Consider the following 16344-nt stretch of genomic DNA (forward strand, 5'->3'; position numbering starts at 1 on the left):
TTTGCTAGTTCCTTCCTTTTTAATTCTTCTATACTTATTTATACTGACACGTTTCTAAATGATCATTCACCAAACCCGACGCCTGTAAAAAGGAATAGACTGTCGTGGCACCTAAAAATTTAAATCCTCGTTTTTTTAACGCTCGACTAATCTGTTGCGATAATTCCGTGGAGGCTGGAACCTCTTCTGGCCGCTGCCAGTGATTAACGATTGGTTGCTGATCAACAAAGTTCCATAGGTAGCGATCAAAGGAGCCAAATTCTGCCTGAATTTCTTGAAAAACTTGCGCATTCGTAATGGTCGCTTGAATTTTTAAACGATGACGAATCACACCAGGATTTGCTAGTAAAGCTAAAATTTTTTTCTCATCATATCGCGCAATTTTCCGATAATCAAACGCATCATAAGCTGCTCTGAGCGTTTCTCGTTTATTCAAAATAATCGCCCAACTTAAGCCGGCTTGCATACTTTCCAAGGTCAATAACTCAAATAACTGTTGCTCTTCATGAACTGGACGTCCCCATTCATCATCATGATAGGCTTGCATCTCTTCAGTTGTATCCGTTGCCCAAGTACATCGCTCCATTGTCCTGCCTCCTTTTATTTGCTAAAAAAGATGCGAACAAAGGGTACTGCCTGTTGTTCCACACCTTTTCTTATTCCTAATAAAATGCCCAGAAGTTTAACGCTTCATTCATCACTTCTTCGGCTGTAAATGTCCGTTTTGAATGGCCCTTTTCTTCTGAATCGTTTGGATCATTAATCCAGAAATCGCCTTTTTCATCCACACCACTCATCACCATAATGTGACCAGTTGTAGTGAAATAGCCCGGTTTTACAGAAATAATGACTGGATGACCTTCCTTCAAGAAAGCTGCCACTGTTTCAATATCCCCAATTTCTTGACAGTTATAGCCTTTCATTTCAGCATATGCACTAAAAATAGACCACGCCGTCCCTTGCCCTTCCATAAAGAAGTCATTTTTTGCCCAAGCTAACACATCCAGAGGGGTAACTTCTTGGTGATCCATGTATGAACCAACCATTGCAAGCGATACAATCGCACAGCCATTAATTTCGATTGTATTCGGCTTATCCACATTGCCAAATCCGTATGCGGTGTCTTTCCATTTAGCATCTGTCTGCAATTCTAACGGCAAATCCAGATGTCCATCATATTGCTTCTTTTCAATTTCTTGATTGACCTGTTGTCCATAGCTTAAAGGTTTGACTTTTTTCTCAATTTTAACTGGTGCTGGTTCTTTTGTTTTACTTGATTCAGCACTAGCTTTGACATATGAATCATCAAACCAACTTGAAAACCCACCCGATTTCATCGGCGAAAACTGCGCTAACACCCCGCCAAAGCCAAACGATACCAACAACACCGCGAGAACTTTTTTTTGGTAACCTGATGGTTTTTTTGACATACTATTCATCCTTTTCTATCTATTGACTACATCCGATAATCTTATGTATTTCTTATATGCTCACACATTATACTACTTTCTTTTTCGAAAAACAGAAACGTTGGTAAATTCTCATAATTATTGAAGGCGAACATATTTTCTTGAATTTTATCACAAAATTAGGTAAAATACAGGTAATTAGTCATTTGAGTTTTATTCTATTTTATTCGTAAAGGAGGCAGAAGAATGGATCAACATAAAGCTACCATCAAGAGCATTTCTAAACTGATTACGCTCTCTTCCCAACATTTCTTTTCGGCATTTTTAGAAGATTCTCAAGATCAAAAGAATAAAGAAAAGGAACGCAGTGCGCTTTTACAAGAGCTCCAAGTCGCTGCCGCCCAAAAATCCTTAGTGGTCTTACAATTGAAAGAAGTCCCTACAGCGCATAAATTCGAAACGGTGATCGGCTGGATTGTCTCAAAAAATATTTCGGACAATATCGTTGTTCGTTTACAAACGGATGAACAACAGTTGCGCATGATTCCTGTTGCTTCTGTCATGAAAGTCAGCACGTTAGCCAATCGTCACCAACGTCAAATTCACTAGAATATTGAAGTCTTTATAAAATAAATGGAAACCACCAACCCTGGCGATTGCAGGTTGGTGGTTTCTTTTATTTATGACTTTAGTCAAAATCCCATGAAACTTCTGACTTAGGACTCAACTTATTTCTTAGGAACAAATAATTGCGGTGCTACTTTTGCCAATAAGCCTAGAACTAGACTTACATATAAACAATTGACGACGGTACTTGTACCGTTTAGAACAAAGGAATAGAGATATGGGCTCATTCCTTCTGGTGCATACATGCCCCAAACCAATACACCCGCCCAAAAATGCCAAAACCAGCGGGCGAAGACTGCGACAACACTTCCTAAAATAATCGTACGAATGGCTGATTTTAAACGATTCGCTTGAAAATACAGTTGAATTTTTCTAGCGAATACGCCACCCATTCCTCCAAACGCAAAAGCAAAGGGATATTCAAAAATAATCTGTGGAACGGACAAGAAATTTTTCATGGCTGTACCGAGAATAATATTTAACATGCCCCAAACAAAGCCTGCTGCAACTCCAGGAAGCAACCCACGACGAAACGAATAAAGAACTAATGGGACCATTCCCAACGATAGGTCCAAGCCACTATTGGCAAATTCAATCGGTAAAAAAGAGAGGGCCATTGCCATTGCTGCGACGACTGTTCCTTCTACCCAAATACGTAAATCCATTTTTCTAGCCAAACAAATTTCCTCCTATGTTCTGACGCTCTCAACCACTAATACATCGTTATTTTACCATAGGGACTTTAGAAAAACACGTTTGTCGAACAAGCAAAAAAATAGCTGATCAGCATTTAAGGGAATCAACTCCTACTCAAACGCATGCCAGCTACTTTTTATCCATTAATCGTCCCGCTCAGTTGTCAAAATTTTACCAGAATGAGCATCGATTTTTACCTCTATTTTTTGTTGGCCCTCTTTCACTTTCACTTCCCAATAGGTGATTCCTAATTCTTTCTCTAACTTCCAATCTGTTGCCTGGCCGACTTTCGCTTCTTTTTCAGCCAAGGTTGTGGCTTGTTCTCTGGAAATGATATTTGTTAAATCAAGTGCCTCTTCTTGCATTTTAACGCCATTTTGTTCATCGGCATCCAAGGTTTCGACTTTTTCTTTTGTGAATTCGCCTGTTTCTGCGTTCACTTCAACTTGATATTCTTTTTGCTGATCCACGCCTTCTATTTCATAAAAATAACGTCCAAAATCTGTATCTAACTGCAGACTTGTTATTTTAGCTTCTGGATATTTTTTCTCAAATGCTGTCGTTACTTTTTCTAAAGAGACAGCTACCGCACTTGTCTTCTCTGATGTCGTCGTTGCTTCTTGTTGTACGGATGAACTTGTTTCAGTAGTTGATATTACTGTTTCTTTTTGTTCATTTGTTGATGAAACAGCTGTGGGTGTTTTGGATGTACAGCCAGCTACCAAAAAGAGTGCCAAGCCAGTCATAGAGCCATAGAGTATTTTTTTCATTAAACAACCTGCTTTCCTTTTTATCATTTTATTATACTTGATTTCTCATCCAAATCATAGCTACAAAAAAAAGCCCTACTTTAGTTGATAAAGTTAGAGCTCTCTCAGCCTTCATGGGTCAACATAAAAATTTCACCGAAATCATTCTCTTGTTCAATGTGCCAAATGCGTTTTTCACTATTATAGACAAGCGTTGCCAAAATTTCTTCTTTTTGGTAAGAGGTATTTTTCATCTTGCTAAGTGAATCTTCCACCAAGTAAATAGGAATCCGATATTCTTCTTTATCCACTTCCGTTTGTTGGAAGCAAAAAATAACACCTTCTTGCAAGATACCTTTCATATTTTTAAGTAATTCAGGACTTAATTTTTCGACAGGCGTATTTCGTTTAAAGAAGGCCTTTTTCTGGTTCACTTTCTCTAAAACAACACGTGTAATTTTATCAGCAAAGATTCGATAAAATTCATCAATATAACGATAATAGACACGCGTCATCTGATCTGCAAATTCAAAAAAGACAAAATCATTTTGTAGCTTATAAAAGAAAGGCGAATGCAAACTATTCTTCATGTGTCCAAAATAAAGAAGTTCCGAAATTTCTAATGGCGTTAGCTCTTTTAGCATCGTCACATCGGAAAAGTCAATCCATTTAATTTCTTCAGTCATCCAACGACGTTGTAGCGATTGAAAATAGCGATTGACGCTTTCTTCTCCGCGAATAATTTTCAAGCCTGAATGCATATCGTATTCGCCAGCTTCGGCAGAAGGATCTAATAATAGTAAGTTCTGTGGATGATGCACAATTGAACGAACAAAATCGGAATGGGTAATTCCTTTAGATAAAACCGCGTTGCTGGTTACATCTATATGTACATAAATTAAATCAAGCAAATTCCCATCTCCCCTCTACTAGCCTCCTTACCATTTTACAATATTTTCAAAAGAAAAGCTTGTTTCTTTTACTTTAAAATTCCATTACAAAATGAGGATTTTTTTGAAAAATCAATCGATTCAGTTGTTTTTTATTAAATTAAGGTCCGGCCAGCTTACCTATTCCCCAAAGAAAATAAATAGGTTTTTCAAATAAATTGTGGTAAACTTGATACATTAAAAGGAGGGAGAATATGCGCCCAAAAGAGAAAAAAAGAGGAAAAAATTGGTTAATCAACAGTTTATTAGTTTTACTATTTATCATTGGCTTAGCCTTAATTTTTAACAATCAGATACGTAGTTGGATGGTTCAACAAAATAGCCGCTCGTACGCCGTTAGCAAGTTGAAACCAGCTGATGTGAAGAAAAATATGGCTCGTGAAACAACGTTTGACTTTGATTCAGTTGAGTCCTTGAGCACAGAAGCGGTGATGAAAGCCCAATTTGAAAACAAAAACTTACCTGTGATTGGTGCCATTGCGATACCAAGTGTCGAAATTAATTTGCCCATTTTTAAAGGATTGTCAAATGTCGCTTTATTAACTGGTGCCGGGACCATGAAAGAAGATCAAGTCATGGGGAAAAACAATTATGCCTTGGCTAGTCATCGAACGGAAGATGGCGTTTCCTTATTTTCACCTTTAGAAAGAACCAAAAAAGACGAACTCATTTATATCACTGATTTATCTACTGTTTATACATACAAAATAACTTCTGTAGAAAAAATCGAACCAACCCGTGTTGAGTTAATTGATGACGTTCCTGGTCAAAATATGATTACCTTAATTACCTGTGGCGATTTACAAGCAACGACGCGAATTGCTGTTCAAGGAACATTAGCAGCAACGACGCCTATTAAAGACGCCAACGACGATATGTTAAAGGCTTTCCAATTGGAGCAAAAAACCTTAGCCGATTGGGTGGCTTAATAAAAAAATCCTTGAAAAGTGTCAAAACTTTTCAAGGATTTTTTGCTTTATTTCATCACTTGGCGTTCTTGCTGTTTCAGACGAGCAAAACCATAACGAATACCTGCAAATAATAAAACTAACGGAGATAAGAAAACAGAGATCATTAACCATTCACTTGTATACATACTACTAAAAGATAAATGATACGTGACAGCATACACTAGCGGCAGACTCATTATCAACAATAAATAATACAAACTCAATTCAAAAACATAGGATAAATAACTACTGTTCATCTTACTTCCCTCCTGTCTCTTTTTCCCTGAACAATTTGTTAACACTATTGTACCAAGGGGAAACAGAAAGTACTATCGGACTATAGTCCTAATCTTTCAGCTGTGCTTTTATTTTTTTCAACCATTCTGAGGTACCTGCTTCCACTAAGCGGTAAGTTTCCTCAAAATCACCAGTATAATAAGGATCAGGTACGTCCATGGTTTCTTTACCAGCCACAACTTCCATAAATAAATGAATCCGCGGTTGCTCTTCTTGAGGAGCTAATGCTTTTAGATCTGCCACATTATTCGCATCCATCCCAATGATATAGTCATATTTTTTAAAATCACTTGGCTGGATTTGTGTCGCCCGCATTCCTTGATAGGAAATTCCTTGTTGCTCCAAAATTTTTCTGGTTCCCTTATGTGGCTGACTGCCAACTTCCCAGTGACTAGTAGCTGCTGAAAATACTTGAATAGTCGATTCTAAACCAGCTTGTTGGACTTTCTGACGAAAAATCGCTTCTGCCATTGGCGAGCGACAAATATTGCCTAAACAAACAAATAACACAGTTACCACAACGTTTCACTCCTTCATAAAACTTTTTATCCTTCACACATTACTCATTGGCTTCTTGTTCATACAAATGATAAGCCATAAATTCTGTATCTTTCGCTAAACGGAATAATTGCGTCGCCATTTCCAAAGGAGTCTGAGGATATTCCTCAAGAATCCATTTCGTTAAGACGCCGCTACATCCATAGGAAAAGAAATTCGCATAAAATTGTTTGTCTTTATCTGTTAAATGGTTCTCAACATCGACTTGTTCAAATAATGAAATAAATAAGCGATTGGTCGAAGCGGAAAAAACATTAAGAAGAACTTCTGAATCTGAGGTCACCGTTGTATAGTAAAAATGACTCTTCTCTTTAATCGCTTTTAATAACTTCAGGGCTTGTTCCTCCCAGTTTTCCAAACAAATATCTGTTTCCAAGTAAATCAATGCATCGTGACGATAAATCCAACGTAATAAATCATATTTATCTGTAAAGTGATAATAAAATGTTTGGCGATTCAAGCCCACTTTTTTGGTAATATCTTGGACACTTATTTTACGAAAATCCTTTTGTTCACATAATTCTATTAAAGCTGAAGCGATTGCTTGTTTTGTATCGTGCGTTCCGCTCATGCTGATTCCTCCGCTCCTAATATGTATATACCTCTATAATTGCAAAAAAATGGCCAGATTACAATATTTTCAGATACATTTTATGCATATATTTAAAATTAAATGAATAAAAAAAGCGGTAACTAACGATTTTTGTTAGTTACCACTCCTTGTTATCAATTATTAATAGATGACTATTTAGCCTGGAAAACGCCATACAACAGCGCGGAATCCTGCTGGTGGTGCTGGTGACCAGTTAGAGTTAGAAGAAACATAACCAGAACCTCCTGGGTTGTTTGCTTCAACGATTTGGACACTTCCACCACTTACACCTGTAACTAAGACAGTATGCACGCCACCAATCCAGCTATCTGGACTATAGGCACTTTCATATTGAACAACATCGCCTGGTTGCACGTTACTCCAGCTAACTTGTGTTGCGCCAGAAGCAACATAGCCACTGTTTGGACCACCATAACCGAAGTTAATACCGCCTGCCGCTAGCCAGCGACGAACAGATACTAAACATTCACCTGGTTGATTCCAACCTGTTGCATAAGAATTACCAACATCTGCTAAAGCTGCATTAATTGCGGCTTGTTTTCCTGAAGTCACGCCACCATTCCCTGGTTTTGCTTCATTACCTTTTTCAGGAGTCGTTGGGTTAGTTACAGGAACTTCTTTTTCTTTTTCAGGTGCTGCTGCCACAGGTGTTGTTACAACACTTTCTGTTTCAGTACTTGAAGTTGTTGTTTCTTGCGTTGTGGTACTTTCAGTAGTTGTTGATGATTCTACTGCTGGTGTTGCGGCTTTTTCTTCAGCGGCTGATGCTGCTGCCTCATTGGCTGCTTTTGTTGCTTGCGCTTGCTCTGCTGCCGCTTTTTGTGCTGCGGCTTGTGCTTGCGCTGCCGCTTGTTCTTCTGCTTTTTTAGCAGCTGCACGTTGGCGTGCTTGTTCTTCTGCTAAACGTTTTTCCGCTTCTTTTTTCTGTTTAATGAAGCCGTCTTTTTTCCCTTGTTCTTCAGAACGTTGTGCTTCTAAATCATTTTTAGCCACTTCTTGTTGAATCTTCAATGTTTTTAATGATTCTGTTTTGTCATTTAATTCTTTTGTTGCGGCTTCTAATTCAGCAATTTGTTTTTCTACATTCTTTGTTTTCTTTTCAACAGTCGCTTTGTCTTCTTTTTGTTGTTCTAGTAATTCATTGTTAGCGCTCATCATTGTTGAGACCGCTTGAACGCGACCAATTGCATCTGCTACTGAATCTGCATCTAAGACAGCATCAATAATTGAATCACTTTGACCATTCACTTGGACATCGCGTGCTTGTTTTGTCATTTGTACTTCACGTTTTTGAATACGGACATTCAAATCAGAAATTTCACTATATAATTTAGATACTTCTGATGATAGCTTGTTCTTTTTAGCTGTTAATGTATCGATTTGTTTGGCCGTTTCAACCATATCATTTTCAATCGCGGCAACTTTTGCTTCTGCATCTGACATTTGGCTAGTTAACGCATTAATTTTTTGATCTTGTTGTTGAATCTTTGTATCGTATTCATCTGCAAATGCTGCGGATGGCAACGCTACGCTTGTTAAGGTAATGGAACATACCATTAGAGCCGATAATACACTTTTCTTCAATCTGTTGTCCTCCGAAAATCCTTTTTTGTTAAGCTTTTTTATTATTTATTAAAATTTGAATAAATTTCTCTTTTTCAACGATAGAGCAATTGTAGCATAGCTGTATGTCACTGAGATAATATGGATGTTACAGTAATATTTCAATTTTCTTCTTGTAAATGACAAAAAAAAGCTTCACTTTTTTCACAACTTTCTTCAAGGCTCCAGGGTAAGCTTCTCATCGTTTTGTTATTTAAAGAAAATAAAAAAAGCGAAAAACGCTAACAAATGAGCATTTTTCGCAAACGAACAAAATTTTCAATTTTTATTTTACGGAAAACAGTTTTTTCAGCGGATAAGATAAAATAACATACCACACCATGTTCAATAGCAATGTAGGGCCCAACACACGTGTAATAAATAAAATCGGGCTGACATCCGCTAAATGAAAGGCCACTTGAATCAGTACCGCAATCAGTTCATACAACGTGGTAAAAATGACGATCCCAAAAAAACCAGTTAGTAAATTTGTTTGAATTACTTCTTTAAATGTATACATCAACATAACCGAAATCGTCAGTGCAACTGTATAAATCCCGATAATGCCAATGTAGTAGCTATCGCAAATAAAGCCTAAAATTAACGAAGTAATTAATAAATAACGTTTAGAAAAATTAGGAACGGCAAACATAAACGCAAGTAATAGCAGATGAGAACTGGCGAAGTAAACATTACTTGTCCACGTTTCAAAAGACTTTGTTAAATGAGCATCAATTAACATTAAGAAAAACAAGAGAATAGGTGTGACGTATTTTAAATACTCTTTCCGAATCATTCGCTTTCCCCTGCCGATCTTTTCACGACCGTCACAACGGAGATACCATAGACATCCGCATAAGGTTTCACATACACTTCACGATCTAAACCAAAACTATCTGGTTTCACTTTAATAACTGTCCCTACCGCTAAATCGGCTGGGGAATTACCACCTAAGCCAGAAGTCTGAACGACATCGCCTTCTTTCAGAGTAGCATCGCCAGTTAATTGTGACACAATTAATGCATTTGTCTTATTGTCGTAATTTTTAAGTAAACCAAACGATTCGCCATTTGCGGAAGTTACTCGCACAGGGAAATGGTTCGAGTTAACATTTTTAGACGTTAGTAGTTCCACTTTTGCAGTCGTTGCATTGACTTCAATAACACGCCCCACTAACCCTTTTTGCGCCATGACCGCCATGCCCGCTTCAATGCCGTCATTGGTTCCTTTATCGATAATTAATAAGTCTTGCCAAGTATCAGGCGAACGAGTAATGACATTCGCAGTTACTTTTTCATAGTTGGCCAACGTTTCGTTCAGATTCAATTCTTGTTTTAAACTATCAATTTCACGTTTATAGTTATTGTTTTGGACAGCTAATTCATTATAGCTATCAATTTTTTCTTTTAGACGTTCGTTTTCTTTAAACGTGTTAATTAAATTGCCCATTGAAGACAAGCCGTTTTCCACCACACGAGCTGGAAAAGAAATCACACGATCCACCATACTAACGCTATTATTGACGCCACCTTGAACGACATTGGTTTTGCCTTTTTCAGAACGTTGCGCAGCAGTTAAACTAATAATGGTTACTAAAATAATGACTAAAATTAAGGTAATGATTATATTTTTATTTGGATTAAATTTTTTCACAAAGACACCCCAGATATTCTTCAGACTGATAGTATTAATTTTACCACTAATTGACTATAAACAAAAGAGTTGGCGATCGTCTTTAGCTTTTTTTATCATTTCTTTTTTAGGGCTTGTTTTCAACGAAAAAACCAACGAAAAGAAAGGAAGCTTCCTTGGTTTTCGTTGGTTTAAAAAGAAATTATTTTTCTTTGTTTTCTTCGTTTAATAATGCTTTTCTTGACACGTTGACACGGCCTTGTTTGTCAATTTCAGTTACTTTGACAAGGACTTCGTCGCCTAATTTCACGACATCTTCAACGTTGTTCACACGTTCGTTTGCTAATTGAGAAATATGGATCAAGCCATCTTTGCCTTTAATTAGGTTAACAAACGCACCAAATTTTTCAATGCGGACAACTTTTGCTAAGTAAACTTGACCGACTTCAACTTCTTTGGTTAATTCTTCAATAATCTTGATGGCTTTTTTAATCATTTCAGCATCTGATGAAGCAATACTTACGTTACCGTCTTGATCGATATCAATCTTAACGCCGGTTTCATCAATAATGCTGTTGATTGTTTCGCCACCTTTACCAATGACATCTTTAATTTTCGCTGGTTTAATTTGAATCATTTCAATTTTCGGTGCATATTGACTTAATTCTTCACGAGGAGCAGCAATCGTTGTTGTTAATTCTTCTAGAATTTCCATCCGTGCTTTCTTCGCTTGGTCTAATGCTTCCGTTAAAATTTGTTCTGTAATTCCTTGGATTTTGATGTCCATTTGTAAAGCAGTGATTCCGTCTTTCGTTCCCGCTACTTTAAAGTCCATATCGCCAAGGTGGTCTTCTAAACCTTGAATATCTGTTAAGATTGTATAGTTTTCGCCATCACTAACAAGACCCATTGCAATACCTGCAACTGGCGCTTTAATTGGCACACCCGCATCCATTAATGCTAATGTTCCCGCGCAAATACTTGCTTGTGAAGAAGAACCATTTGATTCTAACACTTCTGCTACTAAGCGGATTGTGTAAGGGAAGTCTTCTTCTGATGGAATAATTTGTGCTAAGGCACGTTCACCTAACGCACCGTGACCGATTTCACGACGACCTGGTGAGCCCGCGCGTCCTGTTGAACCAACAGAGAATTGCGGGAAGTTATAATGATGGATGAAACGTTTGCTATCTTGGACACCCAACCCATCGATAATTTGATGTTCTCCTAAAGGCGCTAATGTACAAACGGATAAAGCTTGTGTTTGACCCCGAGTAAATAAGCCAGAACCATGCACACGTGGTAAAATACTTACTTCTGATGATAAATGACGAATTTCGTCTAATTTACGGCCATCCGGGCGAATCTTATCGATCGTGATTAACTCACGTACGACATCTTTTTCAAGATCTTCCGCAATTTGTTTCACTTCTTTTAGTAATTGCGCTTCTTCTTCGTGTTCCGCAAATTTTTCAGCGTAAACTTCTTTGACTGTATCTTTTACTTTGTCAATTTCAACTTCACGTGCTAATTTTTCTTCCGTCATTACGGCTGTTTTCATTGTATTGTAGTACGCATCAAAAATTTCTTTTTTAAGATCAGCGTCCACTTGTAATAAGTCCACGTCCATTTTTGGTTTACCTACAGCGGCAACGATTTCTTCTTGGAACGCCACTAGTTCTTTAATGGCATCAAAACCGAAAAGTAAGGCACCTAACATATCTTCTTCTGATACTTCTTTGGCACCACTTTCAACCATGTTGATGGCTTCTTTTGTTCCAGCAACAGTTAATTCAATATCTGTTTGTTCTGTTTGTTCTACCGTTGGGTTTAATACATATTCGCCATTAATACGGCCAACGTCAACACCAGCAATTGGTCCATCAAACGGAATATCTGAAATTGCTAACGCTAAGGAAGACCCAAACATTGCAGCCATTTCTGGTGTACAGTCTTGCTCCACACTCATAACGATGTTTGTGATTTGGACTTCGTTACGGAAGCCTTCTGAGAACATTGGACGAATTGGACGGTCGATTAAACGAGCGGTTAATGTCGCACGTTCACTTGGACGACCTTCACGTTTAATGAAGCCGCCAGGAATTTTTCCTACCGCATACATTTTTTCTTCATAGTTTACAGTTAATGGGAAAAAGTCTACATCTTTTGCTTCTTTAGAGGCAACAGCAGCACTTAAAACGACCGTATCGCCGTAACGTACTAAGACAGCTCCATTGGCTTGTTTGGCTAATTGGCCGATTTCTACTTCTAGTGGGCGGCCGCCCCAAGTTGTTTTAAAGACTTGTTTTTCTGTCATAATTCTTCTCCTTTACTCTTGCTCTTTGGAAAAGTCAGACGGCTACTAAACAAATGAAAAAGTAACAAGTCGTTGCTGCTCTTTCATTTGGTTAGTAGTTCCTAAAAACTTTCCAAAGAGGACCTTCAATAGTGACAATAAGATAAAAAGCGAGATTCTGATTGAACCTCGCTTTATACGTAATGATTAACGACGTAATCCTAAACGTTGGATCAATTCGCGGTAACGTTGGATGTCAGTTTTACGTAAGTAAGCTAACAAGTTACGACGGTGACCGATTTTTTTCATTAAACCACGGTAAGAATGGTGATCTTTTTTGTGTGTACGCGCATGTTCGTTCAATTGGTTAATGTCTTCAGTTAAGACAGCAATTTGTACTTCTGGAGAACCAGTATCTCCTTCATGACGTGCGTACTCTTTAATGATTTCGTTTTTTCTTTCTTGTGAAATTGCCATTTGTTCCACCTCTTTCTCTATTATTCGTCTGATCACTGAGTGAAGCGTTGGTGACTCGCTAAACCAAGTGATAGATGGTGTGTTTCCACACAAGCTTACTTTACAGGAAACACCGCTAAAATGCAAGCTTAATCTCTATTATTCGATAGTTTTTTTAAACAATCTAGCCCCTTTTTTGGTGATTTTGTGATACACTAAATGGTGGTAAACAACTGATTATTTCAGCGCATGAATAAATAAAAGAAGAATTTTTTATGTTTCAAAGGAGGAACCATTGAATGATTACAATGAAAGATATTATTCGTGAAGGGAACCCCACACTTCGTGCTGTGGCAGAAGAAGTGCCTGTCCCTATCACTGAGGAAGACCGACAATTAGGTGAGGACATGTTGACTTTCTTAAAAAACAGTCAAGATCCAGTCAAAGCCGAAGAATTACAATTACGTGGTGGCGTTGGTTTAGCTGCACCACAATTAGATATTTCTAAACGAATTATTGCTGTCCATGTTCCTAGTAACGACCCAGAAAACGAAACGCCTTCATTAAGTACGGTGATGTACAACCCTAAAATTTTGAGCCATTCTGTGCAAGATGTATGTTTAGGTGAAGGGGAAGGCTGTTTATCTGTCGATCGGGATGTGCCTGGGTATGTCGTTCGCCATAACAAAATTACCGTCAGTTATTTTGACATGGCTGGCGAAAAACACAAAGTTCGTTTAAAAAACTACGAAGCGATTGTGGTTCAACATGAAATTGATCATATTAATGGCATTATGTTCTACGATCATATTAACAAAGAAAATCCATTTGCTTTAAAAGAGGGCGTTTTAGTTATCGAATAAAAAAAAACTGGGCCGTTTGTTTTCAGACAAACGGCCCAGTTTTTTTAAATGGCCTTCATTTCTTTTAAGGCTTTCCAAATCCCATCATTATCATTTGTATCTGTGACCATTGTGGCCACTTTTTGAATGGAAGGACTCGCGTTGCCCATTGCGACGCCAATCCCTGCATGGCTTAACATTTCTCGGTCATTTTCGCCGTCCCCAAAGGCAATGATATTTTTTGCATCAATGCCCACACGTTTAGCTAAATACGTTAACGTAGCTGATTTTGAGCCATCTTTAGGCACAACATCTACGCTATGTTGATGCCAGCGAATAAAGCGAAATTCTGGGTATTCTTCTTCAAACGTACACTGATCTTCTGCGTCATAAAAAGCCAACGCTTGGTAAATATCATTTTGACGATAAAAGTGTTCATCATAAGCAGGTGAATGAAAATGAAAAGAGTTCATCGCAATTTCCATTTTTTCAGCACGGTGCTGGTTGCTCTTCTTAATATCATCTAAGCCCACACAAGCAAATCCTAAGCCGCGTTGATCACTGTCTTGTGCCAAACGTTCCAACGCTTCAGCGTGCAATAAATTTTGATAATATTGCTCATGATCCACAAAAGCCGCGGCGCCATTACATAATACGTAATTAGTAAAATCTAAATCCCAAATCACCTCTTGCGCCATATAACGACTTCTGCCAGTTGCCAGCGTAACTAAGTGTCCTTGCTCCCGCAATTTTGCTAGCGCTTCTCTCGTGCTATCCAATGCTTTCTTCTCCGAATTTAACAACGTCCCATCAATATCAAATGCAAAAAGTTTTCTTTCCATCATTTCTCCTTATTCGCTCGCTTTCGCTAAATATTTACTGCCTTCTCGTTGTGCTAAAGGACTCAACACTAATTCTTTCATCAATTCCTCGACCCATTGCGGATTCGTTTTACTATATTGGCGCAATGACCAGCCAATCGCTTTTTGAATGAAGAACTCCTCTGTAGTTCTATCATAAATAATCGCCTTTTTCAACAAGTCCTGATTGGTCTTTTCTTTCAACATCAACTGTAAATTCAGCGCAACACGCCGATTCCAGAAATTTTCAGCGCCATAAAAAAGGGCAAAAATCGTTGGCAATTCAGTCAGATGTAACGCCACCCACGACCCAAAAAATTTTCGCCAAGCATCCACACTATCCCACCACGCTTTTTGTGGAACATAGGCTTTAAACGCTACGACCTCTTCTAATGAAAATCTCCGAACATTTTGAAGGGCTAAATCAATAGCGACATACTGATATTCTCGTTCTGTTTTTTGATAATAAGCCTCAATCTCTTGGCATAATTTTTCCTTTGGCCACGTATGACTTTCTTTTAAAAGTTGTTTACTTAACGCTTGACGTTCTGGGGCGGGGATGCCTGCAAAAACAAACTGGTGTTTCATATAAGCAGACATTTTTGCTGCTGTTTCTGGGTTCTTCTGAAATTGAAGTGTGTCCATTCCTTCGCTCCTTATAATAAAAAAACTATACTAAAACAGTGTACCATGTTTTAGTATAGTTGGTTGGTCAATTAATCAAAATACGTTAAGTTTTTGTTGTCTTTATCTAACCAGGCATAGCCGAGACCCATAATTAAGCCACCACCGATAAAGTTACCGATAAAGGCCCAGAACAGATTATGAACAACATTACCAGCTGTGAAAGCTTCAATTGCGCCGTTCGAAGCAAAGTAAGCTAAACTGAAGGCTGGGAAGTTGGCAATCACGTGTTCAAAACCAAGGAACGCAAAGATAAAGATAATGAAAATAATGGCCGCGACTTTGCCGGCGTCATCTTTCATTCGCATACTCACTAATACGGCTGTATTAACTACAATATTGGCGAACATAGCTTCAACTAAAATCTGTAGGGTGGTTTTTTCTAATTTTCCAGCAATCGATGTAAAGAAGAAACTATCTTTTGGCAAATCTTGGAACGGTACTGTAAGTGATACCAAGAATCCAAACAAGACGCCACCAATTAAATTGAATAAGATACAGGTAAATAAAATTTTTGCAGCTAAGGAAAAGTTGACTTTTTTACGATAGACCCCAACAGTCATGTACAACATATTCGAGGTACCAAGTTCGGCATTCATATATAAAATCATCACAAGTGACCAACTGAACATGAAGGCGTAAAGCATTTTCCCTAAACCATGAGAAATCCCTTCTCCTTTAATTGCGATTGCAAAAGCAACGGCTGTTCCCAACGTTAAAAATAGACAAGCAAGCATTGCACGAACAGCGTAGCGGGAAAAGCTATTTGAGAATAAATTCACTTTCTTGTCGATGGATTTATCAATTTGTTCAAACAATGGTGAACCAGACTTCATTGTAAACTCCCTTTCATTCCGTTTTCAACTTATATTTTCAAAACATCTCCCCTTATTCTAATGAGGAAAAGTGTTTTTGTCTACCTTTTTTTCATATTTCACTTTAAAACCTTGACGTTTCCTATCCTATTAAGTATACTAGATTTTGTGTAAAATAATTGCAGCAGAAGAATAATAACTCGTCAACAGTTCATTGCCAAACTTGGTTCAACTGCGTAACCGCGGCTGCAAAGGCGAAGGTTGAAGAATGAACTGAACGAATATGAATTTTTCATCTAATTATTTTA

19 protein-coding genes are annotated in these 16344 nt (G+C 37.9%); 3 read left to right on the forward strand and 16 right to left on the reverse strand.

All coding sequences use genetic code 11. From position 1 onward, the window contains the following. Positions 1–34 precede the first annotated feature (34 nt). The gene (locus IGI63_RS08130; protein ID WP_429975632.1) at positions 35–586 is read right to left on the reverse strand and encodes a DNA-3-methyladenine glycosylase I; all 552 of its coding nucleotides are present in this window, start codon (positions 584–586) and stop codon (positions 35–37) included. A gap of 76 nt (positions 587–662) precedes the next feature. Beyond that, complete coding sequence (locus IGI63_RS08135) at positions 663–1439, reverse strand: peptidase C39 family protein (RefSeq protein WP_429975633.1); 777 nt, start codon at positions 1437–1439, stop codon at positions 663–665. A 216-nt stretch (positions 1440–1655) separates the two neighbouring features. On the opposite strand from IGI63_RS08135, the gene IGI63_RS08140 reads away from it, so the two are divergent. Then, a complete protein-coding gene (locus IGI63_RS08140) occupies positions 1656–2018 on the forward strand; it encodes a hypothetical protein (RefSeq protein ID WP_002354999.1) in 363 nt (120 codons plus the stop codon). A gap of 119 nt (positions 2019–2137) precedes the next feature. Here the strand turns inward: IGI63_RS08140 and thiT are convergent, their stop codons facing one another. The 3 genes from thiT to IGI63_RS08155 all read right to left on the reverse strand — a co-directional run bounded on the left by thiT (position 2138) and on the right by IGI63_RS08155 (position 4392). After that, positions 2138–2713 carry an energy-coupled thiamine transporter ThiT gene (gene thiT, locus IGI63_RS08145; protein ID WP_002354998.1) on the reverse strand — a complete coding sequence of 192 codons (576 nt, stop codon included), beginning with the start codon at positions 2711–2713 and terminating at the stop codon, positions 2138–2140. Between the two features lie 162 nt (positions 2714–2875). Continuing rightward, complete coding sequence (locus IGI63_RS08150; protein WP_429975634.1) at positions 2876–3529, reverse strand: PepSY domain-containing protein; 654 nt, start codon at positions 3527–3529, stop codon at positions 2876–2878. Positions 3530–3606: 77 nt separating this feature from the next. Next, positions 3607–4392: a hypothetical protein gene (locus IGI63_RS08155; protein ID WP_429975635.1), complete on the reverse strand. Its 786-nt coding sequence runs from the start codon at positions 4390–4392 to the stop codon at positions 3607–3609. A 233-nt stretch (positions 4393–4625) separates the two neighbouring features. Here IGI63_RS08155 and IGI63_RS08160 point away from each other — a divergent pair, with 233 nt between their 5' ends. After that, positions 4626–5360 (forward strand): class A sortase, encoded by a 735-nt coding sequence (locus tag IGI63_RS08160; protein ID WP_429975636.1) that lies wholly within the window; start codon positions 4626–4628, stop codon positions 5358–5360. 47 nt (positions 5361–5407) lie between these two features. Here the strand turns inward: IGI63_RS08160 and IGI63_RS08165 are convergent, their stop codons facing one another. The 8 genes from IGI63_RS08165 to rpsO all read right to left on the reverse strand — a co-directional run bounded on the left by IGI63_RS08165 (position 5408) and on the right by rpsO (position 12856). Then, positions 5408–5638, reverse strand: coding sequence for a hypothetical protein (locus tag IGI63_RS08165; RefSeq protein ID WP_002385239.1), 231 nt, complete (start codon positions 5636–5638; stop codon positions 5408–5410). 88 nt (positions 5639–5726) lie between these two features. Continuing rightward, positions 5727–6197 (reverse strand): low molecular weight protein-tyrosine-phosphatase, encoded by a 471-nt coding sequence (locus IGI63_RS08170; protein WP_002368415.1) that lies wholly within the window; start codon positions 6195–6197, stop codon positions 5727–5729. Positions 6198–6237: 40 nt separating this feature from the next. Then, positions 6238–6807 carry a TetR/AcrR family transcriptional regulator gene (locus IGI63_RS08175; protein WP_002354991.1) on the reverse strand — a complete coding sequence of 190 codons (570 nt, stop codon included), beginning with the start codon at positions 6805–6807 and terminating at the stop codon, positions 6238–6240. 177 nt (positions 6808–6984) lie between these two features. Then, complete coding sequence (locus IGI63_RS08180) at positions 6985–8406, reverse strand: CHAP domain-containing protein (RefSeq protein WP_002394023.1); 1422 nt, start codon at positions 8404–8406, stop codon at positions 6985–6987. Between the two features lie 331 nt (positions 8407–8737). Next, on the reverse strand, positions 8738–9247 hold the full coding sequence (gene mreD, locus IGI63_RS08185; RefSeq protein WP_002359075.1) for a rod shape-determining protein MreD: 510 nt from the start codon (positions 9245–9247) through the stop codon (positions 8738–8740). After that, positions 9244–10104, reverse strand: a complete 861-nt coding sequence (mreC, locus tag IGI63_RS08190) for a rod shape-determining protein MreC (RefSeq protein ID WP_002383273.1) — start codon at positions 10102–10104, stop codon at positions 9244–9246. Before mreC ends, mreD begins: the two co-directional genes overlap by 4 nt. A gap of 181 nt (positions 10105–10285) precedes the next feature. After that, positions 10286–12400 carry a polyribonucleotide nucleotidyltransferase gene (pnp, locus tag IGI63_RS08195; RefSeq protein WP_116495163.1) on the reverse strand — a complete coding sequence of 705 codons (2115 nt, stop codon included), beginning with the start codon at positions 12398–12400 and terminating at the stop codon, positions 10286–10288. Between the two features lie 186 nt (positions 12401–12586). Next, positions 12587–12856, reverse strand: a complete 270-nt coding sequence (rpsO, locus tag IGI63_RS08200; RefSeq protein WP_002354983.1) for a 30S ribosomal protein S15 — start codon at positions 12854–12856, stop codon at positions 12587–12589. A gap of 278 nt (positions 12857–13134) precedes the next feature. Here rpsO and def point away from each other — a divergent pair, with 278 nt between their 5' ends. Then, on the forward strand, positions 13135–13698 hold the full coding sequence (gene def, locus IGI63_RS08205; protein WP_002354981.1) for a peptide deformylase: 564 nt from the start codon (positions 13135–13137) through the stop codon (positions 13696–13698). Positions 13699–13742: 44 nt separating this feature from the next. Here the strand turns inward: def and IGI63_RS08210 are convergent, their stop codons facing one another. The 3 genes from IGI63_RS08210 to IGI63_RS08220 all read right to left on the reverse strand — a co-directional run bounded on the left by IGI63_RS08210 (position 13743) and on the right by IGI63_RS08220 (position 16057). Beyond that, on the reverse strand, positions 13743–14519 hold the full coding sequence (locus tag IGI63_RS08210; protein WP_002361040.1) for an HAD family hydrolase: 777 nt from the start codon (positions 14517–14519) through the stop codon (positions 13743–13745). 9 nt (positions 14520–14528) lie between these two features. Then, positions 14529–15182, reverse strand: coding sequence for a DNA alkylation repair protein (locus tag IGI63_RS08215; protein ID WP_002354978.1), 654 nt, complete (start codon positions 15180–15182; stop codon positions 14529–14531). Positions 15183–15253: 71 nt separating this feature from the next. Further along, on the reverse strand, positions 15254–16057 hold the full coding sequence (locus IGI63_RS08220; protein ID WP_002365340.1) for a formate/nitrite transporter family protein: 804 nt from the start codon (positions 16055–16057) through the stop codon (positions 15254–15256). Between the last annotated feature and the right edge of the window lie 287 nt (positions 16058–16344).

Source organism: Enterococcus sp. DIV0086 (assembly GCF_050498705.1).
Lineage (GTDB): Bacteria > Bacillota > Bacilli > Lactobacillales > Enterococcaceae > Enterococcus > Enterococcus faecalis.

What these genes read in the sequence shown, in the direction of transcription:
- IGI63_RS08130 (WP_429975632.1), bottom strand. Translation starts at nt 586, where the DNA reads ATGGAGCGATGTACTTGGGCAACGGATACAACTGAAGAGATGCAAGCC.
- IGI63_RS08135 (WP_429975633.1), bottom strand. Translation starts at nt 1,439, where the DNA reads ATGAATAGTATGTCAAAAAAACCATCAGGTTACCAAAAAAAAGTTCTC.
- IGI63_RS08140 (WP_002354999.1), top strand. Translation starts at nt 1,656, where the DNA reads ATGGATCAACATAAAGCTACCATCAAGAGCATTTCTAAACTGATTACG.
- IGI63_RS08150 (WP_429975634.1), bottom strand. Translation starts at nt 3,529, where the DNA reads ATGATAAAAAGGAAAGCAGGTTGTTTAATGAAAAAAATACTCTATGGC.
- IGI63_RS08160 (WP_429975636.1), top strand. Translation starts at nt 4,626, where the DNA reads ATGCGCCCAAAAGAGAAAAAAAGAGGAAAAAATTGGTTAATCAACAGT.
- IGI63_RS08165 (WP_002385239.1), bottom strand. Translation starts at nt 5,638, where the DNA reads ATGAACAGTAGTTATTTATCCTATGTTTTTGAATTGAGTTTGTATTAT.
- IGI63_RS08175 (WP_002354991.1), bottom strand. Translation starts at nt 6,807, where the DNA reads ATGAGCGGAACGCACGATACAAAACAAGCAATCGCTTCAGCTTTAATA.
- IGI63_RS08180 (WP_002394023.1), bottom strand. Translation starts at nt 8,406, where the DNA reads ATGGTATGTTCCATTACCTTAACAAGCGTAGCGTTGCCATCCGCAGCA.
- mreD (WP_002359075.1), bottom strand. Translation starts at nt 9,247, where the DNA reads ATGATTCGGAAAGAGTATTTAAAATACGTCACACCTATTCTCTTGTTT.
- pnp (WP_116495163.1), bottom strand. Translation starts at nt 12,400, where the DNA reads ATGACAGAAAAACAAGTCTTTAAAACAACTTGGGGCGGCCGCCCACTA.
- rpsO (WP_002354983.1), bottom strand. Translation starts at nt 12,856, where the DNA reads ATGGCAATTTCACAAGAAAGAAAAAACGAAATCATTAAAGAGTACGCA.
- def (WP_002354981.1), top strand. Translation starts at nt 13,135, where the DNA reads ATGATTACAATGAAAGATATTATTCGTGAAGGGAACCCCACACTTCGT.
- IGI63_RS08210 (WP_002361040.1), bottom strand. Translation starts at nt 14,519, where the DNA reads ATGGAAAGAAAACTTTTTGCATTTGATATTGATGGGACGTTGTTAAAT.
- IGI63_RS08215 (WP_002354978.1), bottom strand. Translation starts at nt 15,182, where the DNA reads ATGGACACACTTCAATTTCAGAAGAACCCAGAAACAGCAGCAAAAATG.
- IGI63_RS08220 (WP_002365340.1), bottom strand. Translation starts at nt 16,057, where the DNA reads ATGAAGTCTGGTTCACCATTGTTTGAACAAATTGATAAATCCATCGAC.